Source organism: Labilithrix luteola, assembly GCF_001263205.1.
GTDB classification, from domain to species: domain Bacteria; phylum Myxococcota_A; class Polyangia; order Polyangiales; family Polyangiaceae; genus Labilithrix; species Labilithrix luteola.
The window spans coordinates 11659075-11680184 of sequence record NZ_CP012333.1 but is presented as its reverse complement, the minus strand read 5'-3'; the positions used below and the strand labels follow the sequence as shown (position 1 = coordinate 11680184).

Here is a 21110-nt window from a genome sequence, read left to right as displayed (position 1 = left end):
CAGTCTAACGATTCGTGCCCACGGCCTCGCGGAGCGCCGTGCGCATGGTGCGGGCGTCTTGCCAGCGGTCCGCTCGTTCGAAGGCGAGCGCGCGATCGACGACGTTCCCGAGTCGAGCCGAGATGCCCGGAACGACGGTCTCGAGCTTGGGAGCCGGCTGCGTCGCCGCAAACAGCATCTGCTCGGCCGGCGAGCGCGCGAGGTGCACCGGGCGGTCCGCGATCAGGCGAAAGAGCACCGCGCCGGTCGACCAGAGATCGCTTCGCGCATCGACGTCGCGTGCGTGCCCACTCGCTTGCTCGGGGGACATGAACGCGGGCGTTCCTAGAAGCAGCCCCGAGCGGGTCGCGCTGCTGCCGTCGAGAAGGCGCGCGATGCCGAAGTCGAGGAGCTTCAGCGTGCCCGAGCGCGTCAGAAAGAGGTTCTCCGGTTTGATGTCCCGATGAACGACGCCGACATCGTGCGCGGCCGCGAGGATGTCGAGCAGACGATCACCCCACTGGACGCTTTCGTCCATGCTCGCCGCGGTGTGCGCGACGCGTTCCGCGATCGTCTCGCCCTCCAGAAGCTCGAGCACGAGAAAGACCGTATGGAACGTTTCGTCGTCGTCATCGTCGACGACGCGCACCACGCCTTCGTGCGCGATGCGGTTGGCGACATAACCCTCACGGAGAAATCGCGCCTGAATGTCCGCGATCAACGCGAGCTCGGGGTGCAGGACCTTGAGCGCGACGCGCGTTCCGTTGCGATGCGTGGCAGCGTAGACCGCCGCGGTTCCGCCGATGCCCACCAGCGCATCGAAGTGGTATTTGCGTCGGACGAAGCTCCCGACGCGCTCCCGGGCGCGCGTGACGACTTCGGGCGAAAGAGGCATGGAGGCGTGCTCGTTGCGAAGTGACCGCGCTGCGCTTAGGGGCTCGCGGATGGGAGCGCAGGAAAGGTCACCTCGCGCGGTTGGAGCTCGTAGTCACTGATGCTCCCCAGTCCGAGCTGGCCGAGATCGTTTCTGCCCCAGCAAAACAACTTTCCATCCTTGCGCCAGGCGCAGGTGTGCTCACCCGTCGAGAGTCGTTCGACGTCCGCGAGCCAGACGATGGGCGGACTCGGGACGGTCTCGCCTTGATTCGTATTGCCGTTGCCGAGCTGCCCGAAGTTGTTCCGCCCCCAGCACCGCACCTTGCCTCCGCTGAACGTGGCGCAGGAGTTGAATCCACCGGCTGTGAGATGCACCGCGTAGGTCGGATCCCCCAACACGGGAGCGGGCGTGGTCCTGCCGATGCCCGTGCCGTCACCGAGCTGCGAGTAGTCGTTTCTTCCCCAGCACACGACCTGCCCGTTCTTGCGGATGGCGCACGTGTGGTCTTCGCCGGCGACGACACTTGCCACGTCGGTGAGTCCAGGGACCCGCTGTGCGATTGGACTCCCCGGATCGTTGGGATCCGGGCTTCCAGCATCGCCTTCCACCGCGTAACCGAGCTCTCCAAAAACGCTGCGGCCCCAGCAGTAGACATACCCCTGGTCGGTGGCCGCGCAGTTGTGCATCACGCCGACGGCGAGGGAGGTGACGTCCGAGAGGCCCAGCACGTCGACGTAGCGCGTGCGCGCCGTGAAGGTGCTGTCTCCGAGCGCACCGTAATAGTTGTCGCCCCAGCATCGAACGGTGCGAAGCGCGGTGACGACGCAGGTGTGCCAGCCGGCGACGCCCACGTTCAACGCGCCGCTCATCGTCAGCGCGCTGGCTTCACGGCGATCGATCTTGGTGCCATCCCCGAGCTGCCCCCGATCGTTCTTGCCCCAGCAGTAGACGTCCGAGTTGCTCCGAACCAAACACGAGTGCGTGTAGCCCGCAGAGACATCGACCACGTCGTCGAACGGGGCGACCAAAACCGGCGTGCTGCGTGTTTCGGTGGTGCCGTCGCCGAGCTGACCTTCCGTGTTGTCGCCCCAGCAATACGCACGCTTGTCAGGCGTGACAGCGCACGTGTGATCCCCAAGGCTGGAGACGACGTACGGCACGCGATTCGGTACGCGGTCTGGAACGTCCGAAACGACGTCCGGAACGTCCGGAAGGTCGGAAACGTCCGCGGCAGCAGGCGCTGCGTCGTCGCTCGTGCGTACCCGGGCATCGTCCAAACCGAGGGCGCTCTCGCAGCCCACGACCGACACGCCGGCCACGGCGAAGGCCCCGACCACGCTCAACACAAGCCCCCCAATTCGTCGCGTCCGCCCCATCACCCTTCCAAAGGACAAGGTTCAAGCGAACGATACCAGCTCCTCGGCCGCGCCTGCAATTCGCACGTGCGAGCTCGCGGTGGGCCGCTCCTCGGTCGCGGACTCGTGTGCGGTCAGGGATGATTCGTCCACTTGAGGGCGCGGTACGAATAGTAGTCGTCGCGGAAGGTCAGAGAGAACTTCGTCTTCCCCGTGCTCCGGTCGATTTCGGAGATATCCGAGAGATCGTCGGTGTGAGCGCCCCAGCCGATGAAGTACGTCGTGGCGTCGAGCTTTTGCACGGACCCCATGGCCATCGAATAGCGGCCCGTGTCCCATGCGTCGAACGAGGTGAGGGCGAGGTCTGGCGAGTCGACCTTCGCCTGGATGATGCGCGTCGCCTCGCGGGCGTTGTCGTTGTCGAAGAAGAGAATGCTGCCGTCCGACTGCACGCGTGCATGGTGCTGGTGCGAGAAGCGTTGCGCGTCGTCGAGTCCGAATTGGTCGTTCACACCGCCGAGCGTCCAGACGGTGGCGCCGGTCGTCCGATCGAGCTCGAGCAGTGCATCCTGGTGGCGCAAGGACACGATGAAGTTGCCGGTCGTCGGCTCGATGTCGATCGAGTTGAAGTGGATGTAATCGGCGGCGCTCGTCGACGTCGACGTCGCGTAAGCGTTGCCCTCGGAGGAGGAGGCGTAGAGCTCCGGATGCTCCGTGCTGTCCCACTCGAAGATCACCTTGCCGTCTTCGATCTCCTGGATGATCGCCGCGCCCACGGTGGGCGTCGCATCGTCACCCGCGAGGTCCTCGGGGACGTTGTTTACGGTCCTGCTGACGGTGGCAGTGAGCACGTAGTGATTGTCGTCGAGGAGCAGCACGTCGTGGGCGTCGGTCGGGTAGGCGGCGTGCTTGTCCGTCGCGAGCAGCTGGATTCGCTCGATCTCGTCGAAGTTCTCGTCGAGCACCACGGTCGTACCGGCGCCGCTTTCCGTACTCTCGTCCGACCAGTACGTGTAGCGCGTTCGCCCGTTGGGCAGCACGGTCCACTTGAAGTCGGTCGACGTGGCGATCATGCGTCGGTAGTAACGGACGCGCCCGAGCTCATCGAGAATCGCGATGTACGGCGTCAACGGCAAGGCGGACCACGTACCGGGCGTGAAGAAGATCCAACCCGGCGTGGGATTGTCGGCGGTGACTGTGAACGCCGGAAAGTCGGTCGGCAGTGTGCGGAGACTCTGATCGACCACCGTGCCCGCTGCGTTCTTGTGAACGATGTGGATGATTCGGTCATCGGCGAGCCGATCGAGCGTGAGGCTGTAGGCCCCGTTCATGGGAACGACGACACCGTCGACGAGGACGCTTCCGCCGCTCGTTCCCTTCACCCTGATCGTGAGCGCCTGCTCGATGCGCAGCGAACTCACCTCGAGCTCCGCGGCAGTCTCGTCGTAGGCGCTGAGGAGCGCCCCCGTCGAGAGCTGGATGTCGTCGACGGTCACTGGCTCGAGCCCTGCTGCCGCCTCGTTGTCCGACGAGCCCGACGAGTCCGAGCTCGCCGACGAGGGGGGCGCGTTCGACGGGGCATCCGAACAGCCGAGCGGGGAGAGACAGACGAGCAAGCCAGAGATCGCAAGGCGACGGAAGGTATGTGCCATCGGAGTGCACGTAGCGGACACCCCCGCAGACCGATCGCGTTTACACAGTTCCACACGATTCGCGCGCGCGCGGTCGAGCTCGGAGTCGGCGGGCGGGACAAAATTACTCGATCGTCGTGACGGATCTCATCGAGACCGCCGTCGATACCTCGCCGGGCGTCGTTGGATGTGCCGTCGCCATGGCGACGTGGAAGTCGTTCGGAGGGGAGGAAGGAGAAGTCTCGATCCGCTTCGATGGCGAGCGTTGGAAGGCCGCCTTCGAGTAGTCGCAACCACCGCGTGCGCCGATTGTTTGGTATACGTTTCCGATTAAGCCGAGCACGAGCACGACGAGCATGAAGATCGAGCTAACCTTCAGCACTGCGAACTGCCAGGGACGGGAAGAACCCGCGCTTTCGCCCATCGATCCAATGGCGCTCATGGAGAGCCTGGCGGAACGAGGCGTCATGACGTTCGAGATCCGTTGGGAAAATCTCGGCCTATGTGCGTTGCCGGTGGAAGACGATATTGTTTTTCTCTGCGACGCAGTTTCCGATCTCCCGCAGTTCTTGGCTGGGGCAGAACACTTCGTTTACCTCGGCAATGGATCGCTGGTCATCTCCGCCGTGCGTAGCAATGAGAGCGTATCAATTCACACTCGACGGTCCCCTCATTTGCACCGTGATCTAACCACGGACCATCACACGAACGTTCCCGTTGACGCGTATGTTCTTGCGTGGAACCGCTTGATGGAACAACTCTGCCACCTTGCAGGATCGTTGGGGGTCGCTGTTCACTGAGCCGCGATTGGCTCCTGCGAGCGATGATTTGCCTTTGTGGCTGAAGCGCATTCGAGAACCCAACGTTTCCTTCTCCGCGTTGGCGGAAATGGCACGTTCAGGATTCCCCGGTCAGAAGGGCGCCGCGCTGACGAGACTCGCGGAGCTCCATGGCGAGCGTGCCGAGACCGTCACGTTGCTCGAGAGCCTCGCGAGCGGACCGTCGAAGAGCGAGCCACTAATGAGTGGGGTCTACGTTGGTGACGTCTGTCTCTTGCTGCTGAGAAGCATGCAGACCGACGCTGCCTATCAGGCCTTCTTGCGGGTCTACCAGTCGTGGGACACGACCGACGCCGAGCGGCTAGAAGAGGTTTTGCGGAGGGGCCTGTAGCTCAGCCAGGTCTCGTCGGCTCGAAGGGAACTGCGCGAGACCAGCGTGCAATGCTACTCGAGGACTCGAGGGCTATCATGGGACGCCACGTCGCTTCGGAACCGGTTCAGTGTCCTGACTGTGGAGCGACTATGAGGTGCACGTACGTCGCCACGTCGAGCGCGACGAAATTCCGATTTAGCCGCAGCCTCTACTGTACGAAGTGTTCCTTTGCCGAAGAGGGAGATGGCGACGCGCTGACCGACGAGGCGAGGGCAGCGTTCATCGCTTCCGAGGGGCGTTGGGTGGCGCGCATTCGCGATCTCGGACCGCGACGCACAGAAGCGTTGCACGCGCTGCGTGGATTGCGAAGTGATCCCCCGATGGAGCTTCTTCGGATTGTCCGCGATGGGCTGCCGCTGGCGGAGGGCGCTCGCGTCGAGGCGGAGTACTTCGAGGAGGTCTTGAGGGAGTTCGGAGTGGACGTCGACGTGTCGCGCGTGGACTGACTCGTCGGCGAGCGTGCTGGTCGAACGGAAGTCGAGGGTGTGCTGCGGATTCGGCGCGTGAGCCCTGTTCGAATCAACGTGATCGGCGCCTCGGGGGTAGGGAAGACGACCCTCGCTCGCGCTGTCGCGGAGCGACTTGCGATTCCCCACTTCGACTCGGACGCTTATTACCATCTTCCCACCGACCCGCCGTTTCAGAAGCAACGGACACCCGAGGATCGATGCACACTCGTGGAGCGCGAGCTGGGCCCGCTCGATCACTGGGTCCTGAGCGGTGCCGTCGGGACGTGGACGCCGACCCCTGCGCTTCGTTACTCGCTGCACGCGTTCCTGTGGCTACCGAGCGAACTGCGCATCGAACGCATCGTGCGACGTGAGCGAGAGCAATACGGGGATCGAATTCTGCCCGGCGGCGATATGGCTGAGGTTCACGCCGAGTTCATCGCCTGGACGCGAGGCTACGACGACGGCACCGCGGAGGGGACCAACACGCTTCCCTGCCACGAGGAGCTCCTGCGGCGCGCGACCAATCCGGTGTTGCGCCTTTCTGGGCCTATCCCCGTCGAAGAGGCGGTGGAGCGGGTTCTTGGAGAGATTCGACGTTGAAACTGGAGCGGCTTCAGAAAACGATAATGGGGTTGGTCACGAGCTTCCGCAGCGCCGTGCCGCTCGCAAAGGCGTAGCTTGCGTACATGCCCCAGCCCCACAGCGTTGCGGAGAACGGACCTTCGCTGCTCATGCGCTGCATGCCGGCCTTGCACGTGCCTCCGTCGAAGCTGGCGCCGTTGCCGAAGTTGCGGGACAAGTCGACGCGCGTGAATTCGTAGTCTCCACGCGTTCCGATGGGACGAAAGTCGGTCAAGTTGCCTGCGCACTCCAGCCAGACGTCGTTGAACTTGCCGTAGGCCTTGGCCCTCACGATGACGAGCGAAGCCTCGGCGTAGGTTGGGTCGGCGTAAAAGGAATACGCGCGCAAGTACTGACCGGCCGCCACGACGTTCACGAACTCCGGATCTCCGGCGCCGTTGGCGTCGCCGCCGCCGGACATGTACGCGGCGACATAGATCGGGTGATCGGCATCCTGCGTGCGCACCACGAACGCGTCTCCCGTTCCCGCGTAGAAGAGCTTGGACTGCCCGCGCGAGAGCGCGGTGGGCGCACCGGCGGGCGGCTGAGGAGGATCGTATTCGAGCAGCGTCCCGTCCTGGGCGGCGACAATCCGATAGCCGACGGGTTCATGCTCGTTTCCGAGCCGCGGGCGATAGCCAACACCCACGTACTCCGAGCCCCACTGCTCCAGCGACGGAATTTGTTGGGTGAGGATGTCGCAAGCGGCCTTACCGACGGGAACTTCTGCGCACTGGTGGCCGGCGAAGGTCGTCGTCGGCTTGTCCGACGTGACAAGGCTCCCCGTGAGCTCACGTGATTGGACGAGCTGAAGGTTCTGACCCTTTCCGAGCCGAAACTTGACGGGGACTCCGGCGGGACCGCCCACCACGCCTGCGCCGTTCTGGAGGTCCACCCTCGGCAAAAGCGTTACCTCCGTGTCGTCCTCGGAGGCGACGATCAGCGCTGCCGGTCGTCCGGTGGGTCCGGTTTCCCAGCCGTTGATCAGGATGTGCTGCTTCTCCCATGTCGCCACCGGCAAATGGAGGGTGGCTGCGGGAACGAAGCTCGAAGCGCCTCCAAACGGGTAGATCGACGCAAGGCTGACGGGCATGCCCGCCGTCAGACGAAACGACGAGCCGATCCCGGTGCCGTTCGGAATGACGTCCACGTGCGTGGCGGGAACGACGCCTTTGGGGCACGAAATATCGGGGTCGAAAGGGGTGCTCGGAACGTATGGCTCGCCTGTGCGATCGCGATCGGACACGAAGAGAATCGCGCCTTCCCCCGGAGCGAGCGGTCCGGTATGGGCGGTGAGCGTCGCGTCCCCGGGAGTCGTCCGGAACAAGGACTTCGAAATATCGATGGGCTGGCCTTGGTACTCGAGGGAGATGGTCGCGTCCTGGTTCGAGGTGTTGACCACGTACGCGGCGTAGCAGGACTGTCGATAATTCGATGATGAGTATCGGGGCGCCTGAAAATAGAAGTCGCATCCGTTCGAGTTATGATCCGCCGCCGCTGCCGCGCACGGCTCTTGGCAGATCCCGGCGCCGCACGCCATTTCCGGCGGGCACATCACCGTCTCGGTCACCTCGCCGTCGCATACCGTGAGCTTCGACCGTCCGTCGATCGAACACTGGACGCCGCATACCGGCCCGCCGGCATCGCCGCCATCGTCGCCGGCGATGAGCACCGGGGGCGCGTCGAGCGCGGGCCGGTCCTTTCCGCAGGCAAGGGCGTTGGCGAGGGCAAAGCCCCAGACGACAAGAGCGCCGGCGCGGACGCCGGACAGCAGCTGCGACGACTTCATGGCAGTAGCACTTCCTGAGGTGTGAGGCTCGAGACTTTCAAATTGCCGGTACCGAGCTGACCGTAGAAATCACTTCCCCAGCAGTAGATCCTGCCGCTCGTCAGAAGCGCGCACGTGGCGTCGAAGAGCGGTTCGACCTTCACGGCCGGAGCGGGGAGCCCCCTGACCTGAACCGCCTCGTAGGCGTGGTCTTTCGTTCCGTCGCCGGCCTGACCACTCGTGTTGTTTCCCCAGCAGTACACCGCCCCCGAAACACCGACGGCACACCCGCGGTTCGGCACGAGCGACTCGCCTCTGTTCGGGTCCCAGAGGACACGCTGCGCGGGCATGCTGATCTGGCGGACAGGCTCGGGGAGCGCGATCGGAGTCGGCAGCGCCCGACTGAGGTCGACGATGTTCCGGGGATTCGGCGGTCCTGCTCCCCAGCAGTAGCCGACACCCGATACCGCTGCGCAACCATTGTCGATCTCCATCGCGATGGCCGTCGTGATTCCGGCGATGGCGAGAGGCTGGGGATGCGTGTCGGGAGAGAGCGAGGTGACGCGCCCGAGCGGTGGGCTCGCTCCCCAACTCACCATCGACCCATCCTCGAGAGCGACGAGCGTGGCATTGCTTACTTTGATGTCGCGCGCCTTCGCTCCCGGCGGGAGCGCGACGGTCTGCGGTGGTCGCGGCATCGAACGATCGCTGCCGTCGAACGGAGCGATCTGTCCGTTCGTATTGACTCCCCAGCACACGACGCCGTCTTCGACCATTGCGCAGCCGACGTTCGTGTTGACGCTGATTTTCTTCACCCGCTCGAGGGGAAGCTTCACCGGCGTACGCTCCGTGGTGACGTCGGCGGCGTCCCCAACCAGATACGGACCTTTTCCCCAGCAGTACGCCGAGCCGTTCTTGTCGACCGCACACGTCCGAGCGATCGCGACGACGTTGTCGATACCGACCACCCTCTTCGGAGTTGCGCTGTCCACTGCGCCGGCGTCGTCGCCGCGTCCGAGCTGTCCCTGATCGTTGGCACCCCAGCACGCGACCGTGCCGTCGTCGAGCAACGCGCAGACCGTCTGGGCGTCGCCGACGGACGTGGAGGTCAGCGCGGTGGCGCACGGTTTTGTCGTGCATTCGACCGGAGGCGGCGTCGCATCGAACGGTGCAGCATCACGCGAAGGAGCGTCCTCCAGGGGCGCGTCGCTCCCGCTGTCGGCAAGAGACGCGTCGGGCGTCCCGTCGCCTTCCGCCAAGCCCGCGCCGACCTCGTCGCTCGCGCAGTTCGCCGCGGCGCAAGAGAGCATCCCGCAGGCGGCGACGATGGCTCGTGACAATTGCCGCTTATGGATTGGTCTTATGAAGCGCATGACGAGCTCCGGCGAGCCATAGGTTCGTATTCGAGGTGCCGTGGATCTTGAAACCTGAACCTTCGAGCGGAGCGCCGGTGAGCGACAGCGTCGAGACCGTATAGCTGCCGCCTGCACTCCAAACGTCATCGGCGCTCACGACCATGCCCGATCCTCCCGTGGATGAGTGCAATTGCCATATCCCCATTCCGCCCATCCACAGGCGTCCATCCGGCGCGCGGTAGAGCGACGTGAAGAAATCCGAAGCGCCAGGGGACGAGTCGAAATCGTTCACGGGATCGAGCGACAAGATCCTGGAAGTGGCGACGGAGTAGCCGTCACCCGCCGCCGAGATCTTCACCAGCTCGCGGCCGCCCTGGATCCCCGCCACCTGGCCGACGCCCAGCGTCTGCAGCGACGTCAGCCACCCTCTCACCGATCCCATTCTCGAGAATCCCGGCAGGGCTTCGGTGCATCGCGTACCCTCGACGCGCCCGTCGGAGATCCTCTCGTACCCGGCCGGGGTCTTGCGCACGATCACGGGACATGATCCTTGGTAGTAGGCCATGTTCGTTCGAACGAAGGAAAACCAGAGATCGTCGCGATTGGCTCCGGTCATGCCGAGGGCGAACAGCTCTTCGGTGTCGCTACTGACATCGTCGGCCGTGTACTCCGGCATCCACGACGGCGCCGCGGAGCCCTCGCTCTTCCAGTGATAAATCGTATTCGTGTACCAAGCGTAGACGTCGTCGGCGCCTGTTCCCCATACGCCCAAGGTTGGATAGAGCGCGCCCGACACGGCCTCGGGCGGACCGTCGGGCGCGTAGTAGCGCTGGCGAACGGGGCTATGGTCCTCGAGGGGATGCGAGGTCCAGGTCCACGCCTTGTCCGACGAGGGGCGTGTTCCGTGGACGATCGTCCCTTTCGCGACGGCGTAGTAGAGCTCGTTCTCGCTTGGAGCCCAGACGTTGGACACGTACCTGGCGAGCCCCGTTTGGTTTTGACTGTTGTCGTCGATGTATTGCCACTTTCCTTCGGCGTCGGTCCACTCGAGAACTTTGACGCCGACGGTGGCACCCTCGGCGGTGGCGAACGCGCGGCCCTCGAGAGACCAGATGCTCTTCAGCGTCAGGTCCGCGTCCGGCAGAGAGGTCGCGCACCAGCCGGCCGAACTGCACGAAGGTCCGCTCGGCGCCGCATCGGCGCGCGCATCGGTGGCGCCGGCGTCCGCCAGCGCATCGGTGGGGCCGGCTTCCGGGAGCACGTTGGTGCCGGGGTCCGGTTGCCGTTCGCCGGTTTCGGTGTCCCCGATGCCACAGTTCACCGCCGTTGCGAGAAGGACCAACGCCGAGGTGAAGGTCACTGCCGGCGCGCGCGTCATGGTTGCCCTCCGAGAGAAAGAATGACTCCTTGGCCGCCGATCCAGACGTGCCCGGGGGCCGGCATCCACACGGCCTTGAGGTCCGGACGACGCGCGCCGAGGCCGGCGATCTTCACCCGCGTCCAGCTCTTGCCGTCGTAGTGCAGAACGACGCCCGCGTCGCCGGCCGCCCATATGTCCGACGACGAGGATCCCCACACCGCGCGGAGGTTCACGTTGGCGGCAATGCCGGTGACGATCTCCGCGGTGGCCGAATCCTCGACGTAGTGACGGATCGTTCCGGTGACACCAACGGCCCAAGCTTCGGAGGCGGACGCGGCCCAAACGGCATTGAGCTGATTCCAGGTCAGGCTGTTGAAGGCCGAGGCGCTCGGACTATCGCCGTCTGCTCCGAGGATACGGAAGGCCCTTCCCTTGGAGCCGACCGCCCAGAGGACGTCGGCGGAGCTACCGTGAATGCTGGCAATACCGTCAGTGTCGCAGGGATTCTGGCATACCGTCCCCGGCTGGATTTCGAACGAAGCGTCCGAAAGGCGCCGCATGCGCCAAAGACCGTTCGCGTTGAAGCCGTTGAAATAGAACTCGTTCGACAATCCGCACCACGTCCACTGAGCTCCTGGTGCCGTCCATGCGGAGCTGAAAGCGAATTCGCTCGCGTACTGATAGTCCGGGGGCGTGGGCAGCGTTTGGGCGCTCGTCCAGCCGCCATCCGAGGTGTTCGCGCCGCCGTCGGGCGGGGCGATGCCGCGCAAGTAGACGCGATGGATCTTCGAGCCGAAGACGAGCTCTCCGGAGTCGAAGAGACGAAGACCTCTCAGGCTCTCCGTCGTGTCAGGGCCCGACCGCTTCCACGATGTCCCGTCGAAGTGAGCCAGGGCCCCCAACGTTCCGGCCGCCCATACGTCGCTTATCCCGCGGCCGACGATGACGCTGATCTGCGTGCGAAGGTCGAAGGTGTCGACGTCGTCTGGCGAGTGACTCGGTTTGAAGGGGCCGTTGAGGCAAAGAACGTCCGGCGAACAGGTATCCAAAAAGTACTCGCAGTCCGCGCACGGACCGGCTTCCACGTCGGGAGTGGCGTCGGGTTCAGGAGCAGGGGGGATCTGCGCGTCTGGGGACGTGTCGGACTCCGCCGTGGGCGCGACGTCCGACGCGCATGCGCCGAGAAGAGCAAGCAGCCAAATACCGGTTCCGCCGACGGTGGCAGCTACGAGAGAGAGCTTCATCGCGGGAGCCCCCCATCCTGCTCTTTTTCGCACGGCTTCACGACGCAGCGCCCCTGAACGCACGCCTGACCGGCAACGGCATCGCAGACCGTTCCACAGCTCCCGCAATTGTTGGGATCGCTGTCGGTGTGCGTCTCGCAATCGTCCGTCGCGTTTCCGTTGCAGTCTCCCCATCCCGATCGGCACGTCATCTTGCACGCCCCGAATTCACAGCTTGGCGTGGCGTGCGCCCACTGTCCGCCGGGGCATGCGACGTCGCAAGCACCGCAATGCTGCAGATCGGACGAGAGGTCGTAACATCTCCCTATCGACGTATCGTTGGGCCCAGCTCCACGCGTTCCGCAGAAGGTCAGGCCCGGATCACAGACACATCCGATGGCGAAGGTGAGAAGAATCGGCTGTAGCGCGCAGAACTGATCGGCCGGACAGGCGTTGCCACATGCCCCGCAATTCTCGTTGGTCCAGAGGGGCGCCTCGCATCCGTTGGCGGCCATGTCGTGATCGCAGTCGCCCGAGTACTGCTGACACTTCAGTGCGCCGCAGCTCCCTTCGTGGCAGCCGTAGTAGGTATTGTCGTAGAGGACGGCTCCGTTGTTGGTGGGATCGCAGGCGTTGCCGCATGCTCCGCAGTTCGCGTCGTCGTAGACGACGTCCATGCACTTGTAGCCACTCGAGAAGAAATCGCTGACGAAGCAGGGCTCCTGACCGCCCTGACAGCCGCACGCGAACGCTATCGAGTTTCCGGTTTGATCGGCACACGGCTTGGCGGGGTCGGAGCACTTGTTCCCGCAGGCTCCGCACGAGTCGTTGGATTTGGAGGAGGTCTCGCAACCGTCGTCGACGATGCCATTGCAATCCAACTTTTGCGCGAAGGGATCGCACGCCAGCACGCAGCGGCCGTCGATGCATGTGTACTTCTCGGCGGAGCCCCGAGAGGGGCAAGCGTTACCGCAGGCGCCACAGTTCTGCGTATCGATCAACAGATTGACGTCGCATCGAAAGGTGGATGTGGGGCAGGTCGTGTAGCCCACGGGGCACTCGCTCGATGGGCAGTATTCCGTGAATTCGGCAGTGCCATCGAGCGGCGCCGTGCCCGCGTCGCCGCCGATGTCGATGAAGGGGCCTGGCTCGCCGCGTTCGGTTCCGAGCCGATGATCCATCGAAGAACATCCCCACACGGCGGTCATCACGCTCAAGGCTATTCCGCTGATTATCGATTGCGACTTCATGTTTCCACCTCGACCGGCCGCGTCCGCGGAGGCAGAGAGCAACGTTGAGAGTGTCCAGGTCGTGCGAGGTCGTTATTCGGAGCGCAGCTCGATGAGCTGACGGATTCTCCGGATATGCGGGGACGATGGGTAATTCGCCTCGAAGGCGCGTGCGCGCGCACTGGCCTCTTCCGGTCGCCGTAGCTTCAAGAGCGCTTCGATCGCGATGCGTTCGCGTTCCTGGACCAGCACCGTTTCACCGCAGGCCACGTGCTGACGCGTGATGTCGAGTGCGCCCGCGGGCTGGCCCGTGCGGAGCAGCGTTTCGGCACGCTCGATGAGCTGGGATTCGTCGCAGATCTTGTCAGACGTCTCGCGCGTCTCAGGCGCGGCGACCTTCACGCGCCGGCTCGGCGGAGGCGGCGCGGCCGAAGCGGAAGAGGCGGGCTCGCTCGGAAGCGCGTGAACCGAGACCGTTGCCGGGCCCTGCGGGGGCTCGTTGGTCGCGACCGGAGCGGACGATGGCGAAGGGAAGGGGGAAGGCGTCGCGGGCGGGGCCACGCGGAAGGCGGTTACCGCGAGCGCGGTGCACGCGACAGCCGACGCGCCATAGAGGCAAAGTCGGAAGAAGCGGCCCGTCGCCCGGAGAGGAGATCCCGCATCGAGCCTCTTCGTGAGCGACAGGAGTGCGGCCGCGTCGGGGCGCCCCTGACGGTGCTGCTCGATCAGGCTCGCGAGCAATCGGTCTTCGGGGGTGGCGTCGACGTCGACGAGCCGCTGCGGATCGTGACTCATCGGGCACCGTTGGCGCGAGAGAAGCGAACGATCGCCTGCTGAACTTCCGCGCGCGCCGAGCGCAGCCTCGAATAGGCAGTGAACATATTGATCTCGAGAGCCTTCGCCACTTCCGCCATCGTGAGCTCTTCGAGCTCGTAGAGAACGAAGACGGCGCGTTTGTCGTCGTCGAGCTGGTCCAGGATTGCGTAGAGGATCTGTCGCCCTTGCGCGGCGGTTGCCTGCTCGGCGGGCGTGGTGGAGTCGATGGCCTCCGGGAGTGCCTCGCTCCCCACGTCGGGGCTGCGGGCCCGGCGCCTTCGTGCGTGAAGCGACGCCCGCACGCAGATGCCGTAGATCCACGAGCGAAGCGCCCCGCGATCCTCGTAGGTGGCGAGCTTGCGGTGCACCACGACGAAGACGTCCTGGCAGACGTCCTCGAGATCGGCCTTCGGTACGCCGAGGCCACGGAGCACCGAATGGACGTAGGGCCGTAGCTCGTGGAACACGGCCGGAAAGTGAGGGCGAGCGTCCCCCTTCGTCACGTCGGGCTCGAGATGTCCCGCGTCGGCAGTCGCGACGGCGGTGCCGGAAAAGGCTCGCACATCCGACTAATCCAGGGTTGCTCGCGCTTTTGTGAACGAAGACGCAAATTCGTCATGCGTCGGACCGCGTGGCTGAGGTTCAGAAGACACGAAACGTCCCCGCGACCGTGGCCATCGCCATCAGAGGGGGCGTCGCGTAGAGCGTTCGCTCCTCGCCGCTGCGCGCCAGATAGGTGACGTTGTATCGGGACGTGGGCGCGAGGACGCCGAGCTCGACGTGCACGGTCGCCGGAGTCTCTTTGAGGCGCAGGGCCAGCGACGCTGTAGGTCCGAACAAGGAGAGCGCCGAGCCGTTCCGATTGTCCAGATTGTCTCCGGTCGGAACGAGCGCGCTGAAGAAGCCACCCGCGCAGGTGTCGATGCGCGAGGAGGGGCGATCGAACCAAGCCCAGCAGCCGCGCACCTGTTGATCGACCAGCGTGAAGGTGGCGCGTACCGCGTCCTCGGTCACACTCTGGGGAAGCGACACCCCCGCGGACCAATCGGCGCTCAGTCGGCTGCCGTGGACCGTGAGCCGCGTCGTCAACCGCACCGACGCACTCACCCTCGGCAGCATGCCCGTGGCGGCTCCCATTCCGACGCCGGCGTGGAGCTCGACGCGCCGCGGCCGCGCCGGCTGCGCGACGAGGGGAGGGGAGCTTGGCCGACGCGACGTGTCGGCGGACGCCAGCCTCCCATCCTCGTGCGGAGCGACGGGAAGGGGCTTCCCCGCAGGCTCTTCCGATTCGGGGTTCTCCGGCGGCCTCTCCCCGTCCGTCGCCGAGGCCGCGCCGCCGGGCTCGAGGACGAGCGCGATGAGCACCACGGTCATACGCTCGAGCGCGCCGCAGGTCTCGGCCGTCAGCTCGCGCGACCCGAGCTCGCGACCCGCCCGATCGCGCTGCGTGATCCGCGCGCGATAGCGATGCGCATCGCGGAGCTCCTCGCCCTCGATCGCGATGTCCGCTTCGTCGAGCGACGAGAACACCGACCGCCTGAGCTTCTTCTCGAGCGCCGCCCGGACCTTCTCCTCGGTCAGGCACGCGTTGTCGGACGCGGCGCGCCACGAGAACGCGAACTTCGCCTCCGCTCCGGCAGGCTTGGCCACGGCCAGCGTTCCGGCCATGGCCCCCAGCGCGACGAACGCGACGGGCATGCGGCTCGACCCGACTCGAAGCCACATCCGCGCCACTTTACCGTAACGAGTCCACTCCTCCCAGCCCACTGACGGCGCCCGGCGGCTTCGAGGTCCCGCCGCCCGCCGTCAATGCCGGGGCGCTTGCGCACGGGAACATAAGGCCCGACTCTGCCCAAAACGTACGAACGCTTCAACGTGCGACGTTAGTAACGAACGCTATGAACGAAAATGAACGCGTAACCGCAACGATCACGGGCGTACACTCGTACGGTCTGGACATCGAGGTGGACGGACAAGTTGGATTCGTTGATTGCATCGAGCTCAACTGGTCAAACACCGCGCAACCTACCGACTTCAGCGTTGGCGACAGGGTTCCCGTGCGGATCTATGCCGTGACGCCAGATCGCTTCTATGCCTCTATCAAGCGAGCCACGCCTGATCCTTGGGCGGACCCATCTCGATTTGCGGTTGGGACGCGCCACGTCGGTACCGTTCGCGCGGTGGTCGAGTATGGATCCACAGTTGAAATGCCGCTAGGCGTTCTCGCCGTAATCCTCGCTGCTGACTACGGTGCGCAATTTGAAGTTGGACTTCAGCTTGAGGTCGAGGTCGTTTATGTCGACCCCCGGATACGGAAACTTGACGTGAAGCCCGTATCTTAGGCCGGCGCGCCGATCTTTTTCGCGCGTCTCCTTGAACGAGAGCGCGACCCGACGGCGCAAGATGCGGCGATGACCATTATCGCGCGCCGGGGACTAAGTCCGCCCGCGCCGTGAAATTCCCCCTCTTGCCCAAGCGCCGGCTCCTCGCGGTGGGGCCGTGGTCAGCGCGCTGTGCGGGACATCGGCGAGCGCCAGGTACCCTCCTATCAGGTGCCGTCGACGCTGGATGTGCTGCTGGCGCGCCGTTGAAGGAGCGATATCGCCAGAGGGGAGCCTTCAGCCGTGCGCCGAGCCAGCCGGAGTCAGAACATGGCGGTGTCGCGAGAGAGGTAGCATTCGCCGAATCCCTCCTCCACGGTGTACTCGCCGGCCTCGACGCGGTCCGCGTAGGCCTCGATCCATTCGAGGACGGAGGATGCCACGAGATGCAGAGGAGGCGAGTCCTTCTCGCAGGTGAAGACGCGGCCGGTCACTCCGCTGACGACGAGCAAGTCGGCATATCCACGCGCCGCAAAGGCAAGCCAGGCGCTCGACTCCGCTTCTTCATTGCTGACGCCCGCTTCGGGCCAGGTCGACGGATCCTCTCGGAGGAAGCCGATGAACAACTTCACGTTTTCGCTCTCCGTTGCGGCGCCTTCGGGATCGAGGAGATCCATTGCCCCGACGAAGCCGTCCTGGTCGGAATTCTGGCCGGCATGGAGCGACCAAAGCGCCCGGAGATCGGCGGGGAGGGGAAAGCCGATGGTGGCCTGAACGTCATCGAGGCGAGCGCTCGAAGCTCCCGCCGCGAGGTTTCGCACGAGCACGTCCGCCCCGTGCGCCGTCATCCAGGCCTTCACCCGCTCGACCGCGCTTCCAATACGCCTACGCCGAGCCTCTCGATCGTCCGTCATGGGTCACCTGCCTGCAACCATCAGAGCCGGCGGGACCCGCGATGTCTCGAGGAAAGTTGCAGAGCGACCACGGCCGAATGGGCAGCGGGAGCACCCCGACTTGCAGGGGCCGTATGCGCGGCGCCACTGCTTCTGGCAAGTTCGTCGCCCTACGTACCCCGAAGCCAGCCGTCCTAATCAGACCCTGTCTGTCACAGCTCACTGCCGTCAAGCAACGAAGAACGAGTGGTTCGGTGAACGTTCACGAGAGCGTCACCATCCTCCCAGGTAGGTTGGATTCGCCACGCGTTAGCGCAGTTTGCGGCTCCTGTGATGGCCGTTGCATTTCGAAGCATCCTCCCTAGGGAGGATGTCGGTTGTCCGATGGGGACCCTATTCAGGATTGGTTCTGTTCCTACTTCATTCAGGTGATGTCGGCGATTGACGGATTTACGCTTCTTATGCCGCGCGTAGGAGTCTGTCTGGTCGGCCAGGGGCTCAGTGGACGGGGACGAGGCTCGTGTTGACGAGTTTTCGTTGCGCCATGCCACCCGGGTAGGAGCCGACGGGCTGGAAACCTGTCAGGTTGCCGGCGCCGTCGAGCCAGACATCTTTGAACTCGCGGCCCGTCTTCGCGCGGATGATGACGAGCGACGCATCGCCGTAGGTGGGATCCGCGTAGAACGAATACGAGTTCATGTACTGGCCGGAAGGGATCACGTTGACCGATCTCCGGATCGCCGTGGCCTGCCATGTTGGCGCCGCCGATCGGTGAATCCGAAGGTCCGGGGCCGCCGCCGGACATGTATGCGGCTCCGCGTGATGTCGGCGACGCCGAGCGCGTATACTTGAAGGCCGCGGTCACGCGTGGTGATGCGAGGTCGAATGCCAGCTCGATTCCGAGCCCGCCGGGCTTTCTGAACGTGGCCGGAGACGCGTCCAGCACCGTGCTCTTCACAACCGACGGATTCACGCCAGAAAACTTGCAGAAACTGTCCAGTGCTTTCACCGATACAATGAGAAATTGAGCGTTCGCCGTGAAGACAATACTCATGCTTGGGAATCAGGCCATCCAATGTCGCGTTCAGCCATCACGACTGAAGGCGAATACGTACGAGGGAAGTTTCGAGGAAGCCATCACCGATGAGTGTGCAAGCGAATTTTGGAGTGACTTCGAGCAAGCAGTGAATGACGTGATGCTGTCGGTGGTGGATCATCTCGGCGAGCGCCTTGCTGAACTGCCCTTCTTCGTTCTTGTCGATGATCGGCGGTTTCATGCCTCGGAGGTGGATCTGCAGATCTATCCCTCCACAAGGGGTCTCTCGTTTACACTCTCGGAAGGTTGAATCGCACACGTCTGACACGTTGACGGATGCATGTCCGGGTCCAAGGACTGCTGGGCGAATCGGTTTAACACGTACTTGCGCCCGGAACAGACCACGGTCGAAGACGTGAACAACCACATGCAGGCAGACAAGTCCTTCACCAGCAGACCGAATTACGACGCCGGGCTGAAGAAGCCGGGCGGAGACATCCAGCTGGGAAACGGCGAGTCGTATTCCTTCCCGTCGGTCCAGCAGCTTGAGGAAGGTAAGTAGAGCCGGTGACGCTCTCTGCCCAGGCTCCGAGTCCGCCCGTTGACAGCAAGCAATCGTGGGGGCAACGACTTGTAGTCGTGATGCTCAGCCTCGTTTGGGTATGCGTGCTCGGACGAATCTGGCAGTCGGGGTTCAGGCACCCAATTGCATGGCCGTTGCCCCTTGGAGAAGGATGGGCGCTGGCCATCGGAGTTGCGGTCGTCATGGTGATGGCGTTTTTGCACCCGAGGTCTTTGTCTGTCCGGTCGCTGTGGGTTGCCTGCCTGGGCTCGATGGGCTTCTTCGCCTCGACCGCGTTTGCCCCGGCTGATCCTCCGGGCCTTGTCATGTCGCCGTGGGGAGCATCCATCGGGCTGCTTCTCGGCGTCCCCATTCACGCATTCGCTTCTGCACGTTGGTCGCGGCCGAGCAAGTTGGACAAGGCGTTGGCTGTCGCGGCGATCGGTCTCTTCTTGGCATGCTACGGGGCGGCCGTCGGCTCCTCGAGAATCAGCTCCGACACGCTGCTGGTTGAAGTCGGCGTTCTGAGTGTCGTCTGGATTGCGCTCTCGGATGAGTCGGGGGCTCGAGCGGCTCTGGCGGCGTGCTACCTCACGGCGCTCTTCGTGAGCGTTGATGCGGGCATCGTGGAGATTCGCTATCAAGAGAATTACGGGGCTGGGCGACTGGACGCTGTTCGGGCCGGCGTGCAGGCATTGCAATCAGGGCTGTTCGAGCGAATGTGGCCGCTCCTCGTCGTGCAGGTCTACGCAGTGCTACGCGGTCAACTGTCCCGCCGGTCGCTTCTGTACGCGGGGCCGGGGCTTCTCCTGCTGCTTGGCTGGATCGTGCTCATCTTGAGAGCCGGCGCCGTGGCCAAGGATCTGGGAGGGGCGTTCGCTCCCCCATAGGAACGACGGTGCAAAGCGCACACGGCAAGAGCTGGGAGCAGATTATCGAGTTGGCGGTCAGGCCCGGCGGGAAGGATCTCGGTTTCTGAGATGAGCAGCGTCGAGAGAACGATTTGCATCGGTGATGAGTATGACCAGCGCCTCCGACAGTCACTCGTGGTGGTGCTCCGAGAAATGGGCGGCATCGTTGATGAACGAACGCTCGGCGTAGGCGGCTCCCAAGAGCTGGAGACCGTGGCGGTAGCTATCGTAGGAGAATCCGTGACCATCGAAGCGGAGACCTACGTTGGACTGTCGGTGAGGGGCGAGGAAACGCTCGTCGAAGAAATTGCGAAGCGTGTTAAGTCGCGCCTGGCGCACCCATAGTCTGGGACGCGACATTGAGGCGGAGTGTCGAGACCTCTGGCATCTGACCTGTTTCCCGTGCCGGCCAGACGGTCACGCTCGCCGAGCGAACGCCGATCGAATCTCGATAAGGTGCAGCCGTCTCAATCATTCCGAATCAGAAACAGATCTCCGTCGTGGTTGCCGACGACAAATCGGCTCATCGGTTCATCTGTAACGATAATGTCTACGCCTTCCATTCTTTCCGAACTGAACTCGTTCTGAATAAAGCTCAGTAGGTCAGTCGTGTCGGCGCGAAATAGTCGATCCTTGAACCGATGAATTGGGTGCTTGTACAGCAGGAAGTGCCGTGGCCTCTCAACGAGTGCCGTTCTTACCTCGCCGAAGGTAACGGCCTGTCTCCGATGAAGGGCCTCAGCCGCTCGTAGGCGACTGATGATTTCATCAACTGTAGCCGACGGCTCGGAAATGACGTCGCCCGGAAAGTGACGCTTCACTTCTTGTTTGCCTTCCGCGCACGTGGTGACGATCAGAGGTGTGATTCGGTCACTTCAAAGAACGACGACGCGGGGATCTCGGCGCCAGTCGAATAGAGATCGTACGCAGAGAGCCAAGCCGACGCGTCTTGCGAGACGCACGCCGCCCCGTTTTTCAGGTAGAAGTTCGGCGACGTAAACGCGGTCCCGATCGGGCGGATGACATATCCCCTGTTGCACGTTTGCCCGCCTCCATCCACGGAATACGCGGCAGGCGGAGTGCACCCTTTTGTTCCTATGTAGATCGGGAATGCACAATTGCTGTCGCTGAAGTAGGAGCTGTTGGCGAAGACGAAGGATGCGGGGAGGCAGCGAAGCTTTCCGTCGGCCGCGGTATGGATATCGCAGTTCTCGTTGCGTTCGGAGTCGAACCAGCCGGCGAATTGCTGCGAGCCGTCCGCGCCCTTGTAGACGCGACGCTTGAGGCGCGAGCCGCTCACGTTCGTGTCTTCGCCCGGCGTGCTCGGGTTCGAAGGCGTCGACGGATCGGAAGGGTCGCTCGGCTTGTTCGGGTCGTGGGGGCCCGCGTCCTTCGCGCTGTTGGTGGCGGAGGGGTCGGGCGAGATCTGGTCCTTGGCGCAGGCCGTCAGAACGAAGGTGGCGAGGACGAAAGAGAGGCGCATTCGGCCAACGTATCACCTGTGGCCCA

26 protein-coding genes are annotated in these 21110 nt (G+C 64.1%); 11 read left to right on the top strand and 15 right to left on the bottom strand.

Features of this window, described 5'->3' with window-relative positions:
- Positions 1–4: 4 nt before the first annotated feature.
- The 3 genes from AKJ09_RS50345 to AKJ09_RS50335 all read right to left on the bottom strand — a co-directional run bounded on the left by AKJ09_RS50345 (position 5) and on the right by AKJ09_RS50335 (position 3863).
- Positions 5–874 carry a serine/threonine-protein kinase gene (locus tag AKJ09_RS50345; RefSeq protein ID WP_146655006.1) on the bottom strand — a complete coding sequence of 290 codons (870 nt, stop codon included), beginning with the start codon at positions 872–874 and terminating at the stop codon, positions 5–7.
- A gap of 35 nt (positions 875–909) precedes the next feature.
- A complete protein-coding gene (locus AKJ09_RS50340) occupies positions 910–2193 on the bottom strand; it encodes an RCC1 domain-containing protein (protein ID WP_146655005.1) in 1284 nt (427 codons plus the stop codon).
- Between the two features lie 152 nt (positions 2194–2345).
- Entirely contained in the window at positions 2346–3863 is a 1518-nt protein-coding gene (locus tag AKJ09_RS50335) for an aryl-sulfate sulfotransferase (RefSeq protein WP_146655004.1), read from the bottom strand.
- 116 nt (positions 3864–3979) lie between these two features.
- On the opposite strand from AKJ09_RS50335, the gene AKJ09_RS53990 reads away from it, so the two are divergent.
- From AKJ09_RS53990 to AKJ09_RS50320, 5 genes are all read left to right on the top strand, one after another.
- Entirely contained in the window at positions 3980–4129 is a 150-nt protein-coding gene (locus AKJ09_RS53990) for a hypothetical protein (protein WP_169928649.1), read from the top strand.
- Between the two features lie 69 nt (positions 4130–4198).
- Entirely contained in the window at positions 4199–4642 is a 444-nt protein-coding gene (locus AKJ09_RS50330) for a hypothetical protein (protein WP_146655003.1), read from the top strand.
- An 88-nt stretch (positions 4643–4730) separates the two neighbouring features.
- Positions 4731–5012 carry a hypothetical protein gene (locus tag AKJ09_RS50325; protein WP_146655002.1) on the top strand — a complete coding sequence of 94 codons (282 nt, stop codon included), beginning with the start codon at positions 4731–4733 and terminating at the stop codon, positions 5010–5012.
- A gap of 362 nt (positions 5013–5374) precedes the next feature.
- Positions 5375–5500: a hypothetical protein gene (locus AKJ09_RS55895; RefSeq protein WP_275936724.1), complete on the top strand. Its 126-nt coding sequence runs from the start codon at positions 5375–5377 to the stop codon at positions 5498–5500.
- Between the two features lie 57 nt (positions 5501–5557).
- Positions 5558–6106 carry an AAA family ATPase gene (locus tag AKJ09_RS50320; RefSeq protein ID WP_169928648.1) on the top strand — a complete coding sequence of 183 codons (549 nt, stop codon included), beginning with the start codon at positions 5558–5560 and terminating at the stop codon, positions 6104–6106.
- A gap of 13 nt (positions 6107–6119) precedes the next feature.
- On the opposite strand, the gene AKJ09_RS50315 is transcribed toward AKJ09_RS50320, so the two are convergent.
- The 8 genes from AKJ09_RS50315 to AKJ09_RS50280 all read right to left on the bottom strand — a co-directional run bounded on the left by AKJ09_RS50315 (position 6120) and on the right by AKJ09_RS50280 (position 15603).
- Positions 6120–7916 (bottom strand): IgGFc-binding protein, encoded by a 1797-nt coding sequence (locus AKJ09_RS50315; RefSeq protein WP_146655000.1) that lies wholly within the window; start codon positions 7914–7916, stop codon positions 6120–6122.
- Entirely contained in the window at positions 7913–9235 is a 1323-nt protein-coding gene (locus AKJ09_RS53985) for an RCC1 domain-containing protein (RefSeq protein ID WP_169928647.1), read from the bottom strand. Before AKJ09_RS53985 ends, AKJ09_RS50315 begins: the two co-directional genes overlap by 4 nt.
- Before the next feature lie 7 nt (positions 9236–9242).
- Entirely contained in the window at positions 9243–10628 is a 1386-nt protein-coding gene (locus AKJ09_RS50305) for a two-component regulator propeller domain-containing protein (protein ID WP_146654999.1), read from the bottom strand.
- A complete protein-coding gene (locus tag AKJ09_RS50300; protein WP_146654998.1) occupies positions 10625–11854 on the bottom strand; it encodes a beta propeller repeat protein in 1230 nt (409 codons plus the stop codon). The genes AKJ09_RS50305 and AKJ09_RS50300 overlap by 4 nt, the downstream gene beginning before the upstream one ends.
- The gene (locus tag AKJ09_RS50295; protein ID WP_146654997.1) at positions 11851–13083 is read right to left on the bottom strand and encodes a hypothetical protein; all 1233 of its coding nucleotides are present in this window, start codon (positions 13081–13083) and stop codon (positions 11851–11853) included. The genes AKJ09_RS50300 and AKJ09_RS50295 overlap by 4 nt, the downstream gene beginning before the upstream one ends.
- A gap of 72 nt (positions 13084–13155) precedes the next feature.
- Positions 13156–13857 (bottom strand): hypothetical protein, encoded by a 702-nt coding sequence (locus AKJ09_RS50290; RefSeq protein ID WP_146654996.1) that lies wholly within the window; start codon positions 13855–13857, stop codon positions 13156–13158.
- The gene (locus AKJ09_RS50285) at positions 13854–14441 is read right to left on the bottom strand and encodes an RNA polymerase sigma factor (RefSeq protein ID WP_240488904.1); all 588 of its coding nucleotides are present in this window, start codon (positions 14439–14441) and stop codon (positions 13854–13856) included. The genes AKJ09_RS50290 and AKJ09_RS50285 overlap by 4 nt, the downstream gene beginning before the upstream one ends.
- Before the next feature lie 79 nt (positions 14442–14520).
- Positions 14521–15603: a hypothetical protein gene (locus AKJ09_RS50280; protein WP_146654995.1), complete on the bottom strand. Its 1083-nt coding sequence runs from the start codon at positions 15601–15603 to the stop codon at positions 14521–14523.
- 173 nt (positions 15604–15776) lie between these two features.
- Here AKJ09_RS50280 and AKJ09_RS50275 point away from each other — a divergent pair, with 173 nt between their 5' ends.
- Positions 15777–16220: a S1 RNA-binding domain-containing protein gene (locus AKJ09_RS50275; protein WP_146654994.1), complete on the top strand. Its 444-nt coding sequence runs from the start codon at positions 15777–15779 to the stop codon at positions 16218–16220.
- A gap of 302 nt (positions 16221–16522) precedes the next feature.
- Here AKJ09_RS50275 and AKJ09_RS50270 read toward each other — a convergent pair whose 3' ends face one another.
- Together AKJ09_RS50270 and AKJ09_RS50265 are read right to left on the bottom strand one after the other, a co-directional pair.
- Complete coding sequence (locus tag AKJ09_RS50270) at positions 16523–17113, bottom strand: SMI1/KNR4 family protein (protein ID WP_146654993.1); 591 nt, start codon at positions 17111–17113, stop codon at positions 16523–16525.
- A 477-nt stretch (positions 17114–17590) separates the two neighbouring features.
- A complete protein-coding gene (locus AKJ09_RS50265; RefSeq protein ID WP_146654992.1) occupies positions 17591–17812 on the bottom strand; it encodes an IgGFc-binding protein in 222 nt (73 codons plus the stop codon).
- A gap of 32 nt (positions 17813–17844) precedes the next feature.
- Here AKJ09_RS50265 and AKJ09_RS53980 point away from each other — a divergent pair, with 32 nt between their 5' ends.
- From AKJ09_RS53980 to AKJ09_RS50245, 5 genes are all read left to right on the top strand, one after another.
- Complete coding sequence (locus AKJ09_RS53980; protein WP_169928646.1) at positions 17845–18120, top strand: hypothetical protein; 276 nt, start codon at positions 17845–17847, stop codon at positions 18118–18120.
- A 9-nt stretch (positions 18121–18129) separates the two neighbouring features.
- Positions 18130–18438 (top strand): hypothetical protein, encoded by a 309-nt coding sequence (locus AKJ09_RS50260; protein ID WP_146654991.1) that lies wholly within the window; start codon positions 18130–18132, stop codon positions 18436–18438.
- 30 nt (positions 18439–18468) lie between these two features.
- Entirely contained in the window at positions 18469–18690 is a 222-nt protein-coding gene (locus tag AKJ09_RS50255; protein ID WP_146654990.1) for a hypothetical protein, read from the top strand.
- A 203-nt stretch (positions 18691–18893) separates the two neighbouring features.
- A complete protein-coding gene (locus AKJ09_RS50250; protein WP_146654989.1) occupies positions 18894–19580 on the top strand; it encodes a hypothetical protein in 687 nt (228 codons plus the stop codon).
- 90 nt (positions 19581–19670) lie between these two features.
- The gene (locus AKJ09_RS50245) at positions 19671–19946 is read left to right on the top strand and encodes a hypothetical protein (RefSeq protein ID WP_146654988.1); all 276 of its coding nucleotides are present in this window, start codon (positions 19671–19673) and stop codon (positions 19944–19946) included.
- Between the two features lie 122 nt (positions 19947–20068).
- Here the strand turns inward: AKJ09_RS50245 and AKJ09_RS50240 are convergent, their stop codons facing one another.
- Positions 20069–20422 (bottom strand): hypothetical protein, encoded by a 354-nt coding sequence (locus AKJ09_RS50240; RefSeq protein WP_146654987.1) that lies wholly within the window; start codon positions 20420–20422, stop codon positions 20069–20071.
- Positions 20423–20454: 32 nt separating this feature from the next.
- Positions 20455–21084, bottom strand: coding sequence for a hypothetical protein (locus AKJ09_RS50235; protein WP_146654986.1), 630 nt, complete (start codon positions 21082–21084; stop codon positions 20455–20457).
- Positions 21085–21110 lie beyond the last annotated feature (26 nt).